Genomic DNA, 9,982 nt, shown 5'->3' with positions numbered 1-9,982 from the left:
TAGGAAAGCATGGGGATGAAGGTATGATAGCGAGATATGTAAAAGAACAAGATAAAGAATACCTGCAGCTACACCAAAATCTACAATTGAGTCTATTTTGATTCTGATACCCCGTCCGCTTGCGGCGGGGTAGTTCATTAAAAATTAAAAATTTACTTTTGCCCTTGAAAAACTTGTTCAGCCGTTAAATTTAACTCAGGAAAGATTAGTGATTTATTAATTAAATCCTTTCCCCTAAATTGTTGTACTTGATACTCCCCATCGATCAGTTGATAAATAGAAAGAGTCGGTTGTTTTGGCTGTCCAATAAAACGCACTCCACCTATGCCTAAATAATCTACAATCCAATATTCCTTAATACCCATCGCCTCATAATCAACTAATTTATAACCATAATCATCCCGCCAATTACTACTAACAACTTCAATGACTAAAGGAATAGATTCCCCATTAATAAGAGTTGATTTTTTCTCCCATAATGGCTCATTGATCAGATTTTGACGATTAATTAGTAACAAATCTGGATTATAACCCGTTTCCTTATCCTTTAACTTAACTAAAGCTTTCGGCGGAATGCGATAGGGTAAATTCATCCTCAGGTATTCTAAGGTTAATTCTTGGGTAAGAAAGCTAGTAATATCCTCATGTTGTCCTGTGGGTTGCATCTCGATAATTATTCCTTCATGTAATTCATAATGGCGATTTTCCGGTAGCCATTCGATAAACTCATCAAAGGTGATTAATTTTGGTAATAATTGAATCATAAATAAAGTCTCCTATTTTACCCTTCATCTAATTCAAAATCAACTCTTGCATACAAATCTTTCAAGGAAATTTCAAACTCATCTGAAGCCAATTTTAACAGAGATTCTTCTCCTTTATAATCACTAAAAATCCATTTACCATCCCCCTGCTTAAAATATTGAGTTGCATAAAAGCGATATTGATCAATTAAAATATATTCTTGAAACTCGGGAATAGAACGATAAAATTCAAATTTATCTGTCCGAACGCCTACGGCGCTGCGAAGCAGATCATAATCTCTGGTTGAGCGAGAAAGAACTTCGACAATAATTAAAGGATTTGTTACATTAGTTATCCCTTTTCCTTCATAGATAGGTTTTCCCTTAATAACCATCACATCAGGATAGGTATAAAGACGATATTGAGGTATCCACAAGCGGACATCATTCATATAAACATAGTAATCTTGTTTTTGAATGTTGAGAGGAAATCGCTTGTAAAAATTCCCTGCAATTTGATTATGATTCGTTGTCCCTCCCGGCATAACTACAATTTCTCCATCTCGGTATTCATGTTTGTCTGTTGCTTTTTCCTCTAAAGTTAAGTATTCTTCGGGGGTATAGTATTTTTTTTCTGTTTGCAGGATCATGATTGATTACCTCTTGTAATTTCACTAAGAATATCGAGTAATACTTGTGCTGCGGAAACACTTTGACGAGCTTTTAAAAGTAATTCAATAATGTCATGGTTAATCATCCTCTTAGGGTGGGGGGTGAATTGGAGGCGATCGCTTAACAAGTTTTCCCGATTTACCCCGTCATATTTATGATCATAATTTTAGCAATTTGTTTGAGAATTTGCAATATATCCTCTAACTGATTTCTCCGGGGTAAAAGCAGGGAAAAAATGTTAGAAAAGTCATATTGAGGAACGCCTTGAGTCAGCATTTTAATAAACATAAATTCATCACCGTTACCTATCAAACCGTAGACCGGTATTTGAGGGTTAGGATTTGCCATCATGTAAGTCATTATTTGCGGTAATGCAACGGGAAAAGCAATGGTAGATTTAGACTCAATGATTAACACCCACAGTTGTGGAGCAATAATTAAAGTATCTATTCTCCCCCGTAAGATTTCCTCCTCTTCTTCTATTTCTAGCTCAACACTTGCTTCCGTGGTGACATAGAAAGGTTCATCATATAAACCCGCTAATGTCAGTAAAGGAGAAATGAGTAATTGATTGATAACTCCTTCGGTGAGAGAAACTCGTTTTCTATGACGTAAAAACCGTCTTTTAATTTGCTCTAGGGTTTCTTTTTCTTGATCCGTTAGTTCAGGTAAGTCCTGTTGCCATTCCTGAAAGAATAGCTCATTATCTGTAGGAGATAATTTGAACTTTTGTTCAAGAGCTTCTAGGGTGGTGATAGTTTTAGAAATAGGGTAAGTCTGTATCATAAGAAATTCCTCTGAGAATTGGGAGTGGGATGAAGTGCGATCGCTTTTTATGTTCCATCATTTTTTAGCTAATTTGGAGCAAAATAAAAGGCTATAGCTTCATAATATAGGCTAACGCATAATAGGGTGGGATGTTGTTATGTGCTTGTCCAGCACCACTTTGATTGATAGCCAAGTTATGAGTATGTTCCCCCTTTCCCCCAGTCGGTGCTGAATTAGGAGTCCATTGTGCCACAGGGTCTCCGTATGTATAGGCGTAGCTGTTTGCATTAGCCCAATTATTTGCATTGTTATAAACATTTGCTTGTATCATTCTCTCCTGCCCCCAACCTTCTCCACCACCACCACTATCCGTTGGGATGATATGCCGGTGCTGACTACTTTCTGCTGTTCCAGTATGTCTGTGAGGAGGCATTTGTGCTTCGGTTAGGGTTACAGTAGCCTGACCCCCAGTAGTCTTAACTCCATAGTTAGATCCTGCACCTACTATAAACCGATCTCGCAAATCGGGTGTACCATTCTGGCCATCACATAAAGCCCAACCAACAGGAATTTGATTGACATCCCCAGCCCACATTATAATCATTCCCCTTAAAACGACTGAAGTATTACCATAATTCAACAGTTCATAGTAAGTTGTTTTCAGATGAGCATTAAGTCCTTTATGGGGTTGACAGACTTCCATTGCTCCCGCTCGTCCTTTGACAAATAAGAGAACATAGGGAGAACGCTCAGGAAATTCACCTTTTTCTGCCTCAAAAGCCCTGAAAGCCTTAATGGAGGTCAATAAAGTTTCTGCAGCTCCACCTCTAGGAGCATTCCTTATAGCATCCCAACTAGCTACTGCAACAACATCACCATTAGCAACATTGTTTTGATCATTAATCCAATTTGCCCAATCATTCCAATAACTTTTATCGGCAAAAATATCATGAGAAGTGCCTTTTTTATAACTACCATCAGGACGAAGAATAACTGTATTTAATCCCCTGTTATTAGTCATAGTAATTGCAACATTAGCAATTTTTAAAAACGTATTATTTCCTTCGGGAGAGTCAAAAGCAGAACCTCTTAAATAAATCTCATAATTTTCATAAATCAGAGGATTTCCACCTCGGTAAATTGTGCCGCTAACATTGAGATCGCCTCCCTGTACGTTTAATTTGAATTTCCCTGGGTCGCTGATACCAATCCCTACATTACCTTCCTTATATAAAATGGGCATTTTCTCTATGGTGCAAATAAAAGTTCCATCCCAATAACCCGGAATATTTTCATAGCGTATATAAAGATTGATCTGACCGGAAGGAAGAGAAGAAATGATATTGTTAATTGTTAATTCAATACCCTGTTCCTGTCGTAACTCAACGTTTTCTTCATTTTGATTAGTTATTGTCCAAGTTGGCGACTGTCCTTGAGTCTCTTTAACAATTTTCCACTCCTCTATATGTCTTGCCCTCAGTCGAAAATCTTTTCCTTGAATCCCTATTCCTTGTACCTGACTTGTGGTTCCCAAAGCCCAATCCTTATTTTGATTTGCTTCTTGAACATCAAAAGAGATAATAAACTTAGAGGCATTATCCCCCTTACTATCTGGAATCAAAGGAATAGATTTATCTTTTAATACATTAACAATTCGCAAAGTTAACTTATTTGTCGTTGTGCCATCATTCAAAATCCGATTAGAGCCTACAAAACTGACATGAAGCGGAATATTTTTCTTCCCTCGATGATCGATAACGCTGAGTTTTTTTTCTCGATAATAATGAGTTAAAGTCTCTCCTTGATAAGTAAACTCTGGACATAAAAACTCAACTCTGGTTGTTCTCGCCCCTCCCGCTGCTGAAGCACTGACGTTTGGCAGGGTTAAAGTAACGACCTCATTAGCTGATAAAGTAGTATTAGTTGTTAAGAAATAGAGAGAAACTATCCCATCTGCTTGAGTAACAGGAGAACTCATACTCCAATTACTTTGGGGTTTTAAAGCCAATTGCTGTAAAGATTTAGGCGATAGAGTATCAGGTCTAAATCTTAATTCAAAATGATAATTATTTTGAGTGACTGCTCCACTTTTTGCTGGTAAAGTAATCTCTTGTTCTGTATCATTTTGAATTTCAAAAACCAGTTCTTCTCCCTTAGTATCATTTTCAATAAAGATAATGGACTCTTTATTGTCCCCTTCATATAAGTCAAAATCAAGAGGATAGGCAAGATTAAAAGCGGCGATCACCGTTAAATTATCATTTATATCCTGTTTAATTTCTTCTGGAGATAATGCCTTTTTATAGATGCGGAGATGAGCAATTGTTCCCGCAAAATAGTTAGCATAAGCTTCATTGCTTCCTCCTCTACGTGCTAGATAAAGAGGTGAATCATTTTGTGTTTGAGATTGGGTTGTATCATCCGTACTATTTTCTTCACGTCCATCTAAATAAAGCCGCAACTTGCTCCCTTCTTTAACAAAAGCAATGTGATATAATTGCTCACTATTAAGTTTAGTTGTGGTGGTGATAGAGGGATTATTAGAACCATCATATCTTGCCGCACAGATTGTTTGGTTATCAGGAATATATCTGATGACATAGGGATAACCTCCACTACCATTCCATTTTTCAATAATATCGTTGTCACCATTGGTTTTAAATGGTTGTTCTTTGGCTATTTTTATCCAACTGGCAACGGTAAAATCTTGATTAGTTGCAAAGTTAATGTCCTCTGAATTAGGAATTTCTATATAGTCTTGTCTTCCATCAAAAATGAAACAACTGCCAAAATGTTCATCACTCACAACTTGGGGATTACCATGAATCTTATATTGGCTCTCAGTAGAAGCTGAAACATTCTCACTTAAAAAAGCACTACGAACTCTTTGATTGTCTGCATCGGGGATAATGGTATCTAGTTTTAGATGTAGAACTAAGTCATTAGTGTTACTCATAATTGATACTCCTTGATTTAAAAAATTAGCGGGTGAATCTTGAATAAAGTTAGGGATTAGGACTATTAGGGTTTGGTGGCTCTTTTTTTAGGCTTAACTTTAACCATCCCTCTCGAATTTCTTGCTTGCCAGAGAAGATAGCATTAACATTAGTTTGACCTATTTTGTCAGCAGTTGACCATTGCTCTTTTTCTTTCTCTAACCATGACCACTGATAACCGACTTCATCAGGTAAAGCTAAATTAATCTTACCATAATCTGTCAAGATAGGAGCAGAGAAGAAAGTAATTTCTATTTTCTCTAACGCTTGTTGATATTGATCCGGGGGAATATCAATTGATTTCGTCGGTAAAATTCCAGTAGTTGCGTGAACTTTTCCTCTGGGATCGATGAGCATAGTCAATAAAGTGGCTGGATCTTTTAGATTAAGATCAATGTGCCAAGGATTGTTAGCATTATGAAATTTAATTGCAGAATGATCAACTCCCTCTAAATCACTTTGAGGGGCATAAAATACATCCTTGAGACTTCCATCATCCCCTTCCAACCAATAACCTAATAAACCATCATTTAACTGTTTATATTCCCCTAAACGAATCGGAAACTTGACCTTTTCAAAGCCATCTGTTTCTCGCCAATTACGTCTTAAATCTTGCCAAAATACTCCCCAATCTTGGTTAATAGCTGGAAGTCCCTCTAATTCCAAATTTAAAGAAGCTCTGACTAGGGCAATAGGTCGTCCCATTAACAGTGCTAAACCTTGATTTTGCGCTGAATTTTCGGGATCAATGTTTTCTAAACCACTATCTAAAGCCGAAATAAAATTAGACAAAAATTCTGCCCCCTGCTTAATAATATAGTTAATCACTTTTTGTAAATGATCATCAATTTGTAAATGATCATCAATTTTATCAACGGTGATAACCGTATTTTCTCCCGGCGCAGCTTGCCATTTTGCTAATTGATTAATCGAACCCAACGCCTTACCTTGATTATCATAGATAGCGAGACTATTATCTAAATTATTAGGCAATATCCAGCCACAAATAGGAGTAGTAGCTGGATGACTATTCATTTCCTGTTCCCCTTCAATTGCAGATAACCAACGGAAATTAATACGCGCCGGTTGTACCAAACGAGGGGGTAAAGATATCAGATAGGGACTGCCTGGAGTCGTCATCTGTTCAGGAGTGATAATATTTCTAATATCTAAATCCTTCACTTGTCCAAAAGTATCCACCAACCGTAACCGCAAAATCTTCATTACCCCTGAGCGAATTGGGTTAAAATCATTTAAAGGTTCTGGCGCACTACGGACACTTTGTTGTACCATTTCTTTTATTTCATTTGTAAAAGGCTGATAATCATTAAATCCTAAAGGATCAGCAATAGGTAACTGTAAGGTCTGTTTGTGCATCAATAAAGCCTCGTTAAACCCTCCTAAAGCTTGAGATAGACAATTTAGGCTTAAAAGATTTTGATAAGCTCTAATGGCAGTATAAATGGGGTCTTTAGCTTTTTGATCCGAGAATAGATTAGTGAAAATTAAATTAGGATTACTAGGATCATAACAGGGTTTTTGCTCATACCAAGCTTGAATGGCTTGAATCTTTTCTTGTTGGTCTAAGTTGGTCAAAGAATTTGGTTTGTCCTTATACCAATCTTGGATTCTTTTTTGGTAAGCTTCTTCTTGTTCAGACAGGTTTAGTTCGTAATATTCTTTAGCCTCATCAGGTAATTGTTTCTTTAAATAAACTTCTATTTTTTCCTTAAGCTTAATTCCGGCATGGGGTGTTAAAATACTCCGACCACTATAAACATTAGCAGCTTTAAGAACAGCCCCCTTTCCGTACTGTAAAGAAAGCTCTGGCTCGTTTTCTTTCAAGGTATAATTACCCGTAATAAACTCAGCATCATATTGATGATTATAGATGCCATGATTACAGCCATTTTGGAGGGGAAAAACTTCTACCTCCCACTCTAGTAAAAACGGATGCCAAGGTTGTTCTTCCCAAGTGTTAAAGCCAATATGTTCCCCTGTTTTATTGTTTTCTATCTGATCAATCTTACCGAGAATAGACGAAAATCCATTGAGAAAAATGTCCTCTTCCTGTTGTAAAATCTCACATTCTAACAGTCCATCATCCCTCAATCTTCCATCTTGTCCATGGCGAATGGTGGGTTTTACCCCTTCCCCCACCATCAAGATAACCGGTTCTGTTGGTTGCCAATAACGGGAACTGGCAATAGGTTTCAGGGTGTAAGGTGGTGGAGCTTTTAAAATTAGCTGAGGGAAAGAAACTTCTAAAAGCAGACGATTGCAACGGACTAATTCTTCTTCGTTACAATCAATTAAATTGGGTTTTTTCTCTAATAATACTTGGGCAATTGCCTTGAATACATCTTCTTGGTAAAAGTCCCTTTTAGTCAAAATTAAATTTAAGGCATCTATAATTTCTCCTTGATTTTTCCCTGCAATTTTACTGGCCAAATCTGGGATTAACTGCTTAATTATTTTAATCGGCTCTGTTGTTTCCTGTTCTAACTGATTAATCAATTTTTCCCAGTCTAAAATATCACTAACTTTTAATTTACACTGGGTAATATTTGCTTGAGTGATCGCCTGTTGTAATTGAGTTAAAGATTCATTCAATAACTTTTCATAATTCTCTAGATTATTCAGTTTTGCCTTTAAAGGTTCAATTCCCTTCTCCTCAATATAATATTTAACTTCATCAATATCAGGATACTGAGCGGTGCTACCTTGGGGGGATAAACACTTAACATATACTTATACCAATCAGAAAAGAGTTGCCGACGCATTGACTCAATTTCATCGAAAGTACAGTCATATTTCTGTTGAGATAGATTAAGCTGATTCAGTTTAGGAGCTATATTATCGGGTAAAGTAACTTCGCTCTGAGCTTGAGCATCTTCAGCATTTGCTGTTGTAGCGTTTGTGCTTCCTAAAGTAATTGTCCATATTGTGCCAGATGAGACCGCATTAAACCCTTTTTCATGGCGTGCTTCCTCAAACTTAGCTGTTAGATCCAACTGCCGATGTTCTAGACTAGAAGATAGGGTTAAAGCTTCTAATTGATCTTCAATAATAGATTGAGAATTGTTGTCAATTTTTTGACCTAAATAAGCAGATAATGCCTCCGTTCCCGTATTTCCTACAGCCACTTCTACCGAAATTTCTTTCTCTGTATTGGTTGGAGAAGCAAACTTTAAGCGGGCATAGCAAAGTATTCTTTGAGGTATTTGTTCATTGCTTTTAACGGGAATGTCCCACTTGAATTCCTCTTGTATCGCTTTGATTAATTCCTGTGTACTCAATTTATCTTTTAATTTTAATTTTAACTGAATAAACTGATTGAAATAATCCTTTTCTAAGTGACTATACCACGCAATCACATCATACTGTAACCCATCAGTATTTTCAGGAGAATAATCATCATAAAATCCAAAAACACTGTGACAATTGGGATAAAAAGCCGCAAAAGTCGGTTCACCATAACCTACCGCCGTCAATAAGGGTAAGTATTCAGCCTTGGGATCATTTTCTAACCAAGCTTCTATAGGCAGTTTGCGACCTAAATAGCGAAATGGTTGATGATTACCATTTTTTATCTCAATGGGATAAGCAATACTACCTAACTGCTCCCCTTCTCCTTCCCGATAAAGATAATCACTCTCCACCACCCATTGACGTTTTTCGCCGTTAAGAGTGCGTGTTACTAACCAGCGATTAGGAACTGATGGGAAAACTGTCTTTTTATCGCTATCTTGAATACCTTTTGTTAAAGCATCGGGTAACGCCCAATGTAAATGGATTCCTGCTTTCAGGTAGAGATTTTGATTTTGAAAGGGTTGGGAAACAATCTCCTCGCTGATATGAGCAATATTCGGATTTACGTCTCTTTTTCTATTAAAATAAGGAATTATGCTCAAATCTGCCATCGCCTCTATAACTAGGCGCTCTCTTTTCAGATAAAGAGCATCCAAATGAACAGGAATCATTAAAATACTATTGACCATGTTCTAATTAGGATTACAAGCATTTATTTTTGCCCCGATTATAACAGGTTTAGTTTTCTAATGTTATAGTCTTTAGTTTTTATGCACAAATCAGATTTATTTTTTCGGGTGCATCTCATAAGTAGGGTTGGCTGAATAAATCTAAAAACCGATGCTCTAAGTAGTTGGACAAAAGTAAAGTTAACTGTGGAGTAAGGAGTCGGTCGTCGGTCGTCAGTCCCGATGCCAAAGTTGGCACCGCCAAGCCTGAAAGTGGTACTTTTCCCTCCTGCCCCCTGCCTCTTTCAAGTCGGTCGTCAGTAAGAATTGCGGCAATTTACATTTCTTAAGATAGACAACAGAATTTATGTCAGACTACTTAACAAATATATCTTGACCACTATTCCTTGCGCGATAAACGAGCTTCGGCGGGTCTTGTTGCCAGAAAAAGTATGGGTCTTAGGAACTAGGACTCCTGCGTGGGTCGGGACAGAGCCTTGCAACCAGGAAAAAGCTACTAAGTGAGACATAATTTCTTAGTCTCACTTAGTAGAGGATGTTGGGTTTTACCTAAAATGTCGGATGAATGCCCCCGCTAGATTTTTCGACAAGATACTCACCTTTGCGGGGGATGAAATCCGACCAGAATATCAACCGCAAAGCACGATTTTAATTCTACCATTTGTAGGTAAACTGTGTTATACTTAATTTATCCAGGGTCGAAGATTAATCAATGCTAGTCGTAGAAGCCAAGTTAAAAAACGGGACACCAGAACAATACCAAAGACTAGATGAAGCAATTAGGACATCTCAGTTTGTGCGT

The 9,982-nt window shown here is 37.2% G+C and carries 6 protein-coding genes and 2 pseudogenes; 2 read left to right on the top strand and 6 right to left on the bottom strand.

From position 1 onward, the window contains the following. Positions 1-101: pseudogene (locus PX482_RS28065) on the top strand (IS200/IS605 family transposase); the annotation flags it as partial. Between the two features lie 51 nt (positions 102-152). Here the strand turns inward: PX482_RS28065 and PX482_RS08700 are convergent. The 6 genes from PX482_RS08700 to PX482_RS08675 form a co-directional block, all read right to left on the bottom strand. Further along, a complete protein-coding gene (locus PX482_RS08700; protein WP_002758906.1) occupies positions 153-764 on the bottom strand; it encodes a Uma2 family endonuclease in 612 nt (203 codons plus the stop codon). A gap of 17 nt (positions 765-781) precedes the next feature. Further along, positions 782-1,393, bottom strand: a complete 612-nt coding sequence (locus PX482_RS08695) for a Uma2 family endonuclease (protein WP_002758908.1) — start codon at positions 1,391-1,393, stop codon at positions 782-784. Between the two features lie 160 nt (positions 1,394-1,553). Beyond that, on the bottom strand, positions 1,554-2,201 hold the full coding sequence (locus PX482_RS08690; RefSeq protein WP_002758911.1) for a hypothetical protein: 648 nt from the start codon (positions 2,199-2,201) through the stop codon (positions 1,554-1,556). A gap of 91 nt (positions 2,202-2,292) precedes the next feature. Then, a complete protein-coding gene (locus PX482_RS08685) occupies positions 2,293-5,139 on the bottom strand; it encodes a LamG-like jellyroll fold domain-containing protein (protein ID WP_288094935.1) in 2,847 nt (948 codons plus the stop codon). Positions 5,140-5,188: 49 nt separating this feature from the next. Then, positions 5,189-7,792 carry a hypothetical protein gene (locus tag PX482_RS08680; RefSeq protein ID WP_288122324.1) on the bottom strand — a complete coding sequence of 868 codons (2,604 nt, stop codon included), beginning with the start codon at positions 7,790-7,792 and terminating at the stop codon, positions 5,189-5,191. A 38-nt stretch (positions 7,793-7,830) separates the two neighbouring features. Further along, entirely contained in the window at positions 7,831-9,180 is a 1,350-nt protein-coding gene (locus PX482_RS08675) for a hypothetical protein (protein ID WP_288097264.1), read from the bottom strand. Positions 9,181-9,892: 712 nt separating this feature from the next. On the opposite strand from PX482_RS08675, the pseudogene PX482_RS08670 reads away from it, so the two are divergent. Then, positions 9,893-9,982: pseudogene (locus PX482_RS08670) on the top strand (transposase); the annotation flags it as partial.

It is taken from the genome of Microcystis sp. M53602_WE12 (assembly GCF_030065455.1).
In the GTDB taxonomy this organism is placed as follows: Bacteria; Cyanobacteriota; Cyanobacteriia; order Cyanobacteriales; family Microcystaceae; genus Microcystis; species Microcystis aeruginosa.
Note: the sequence above shows the minus strand (reverse complement) of the source record. Positions and strands in the feature narration are given on the sequence as shown.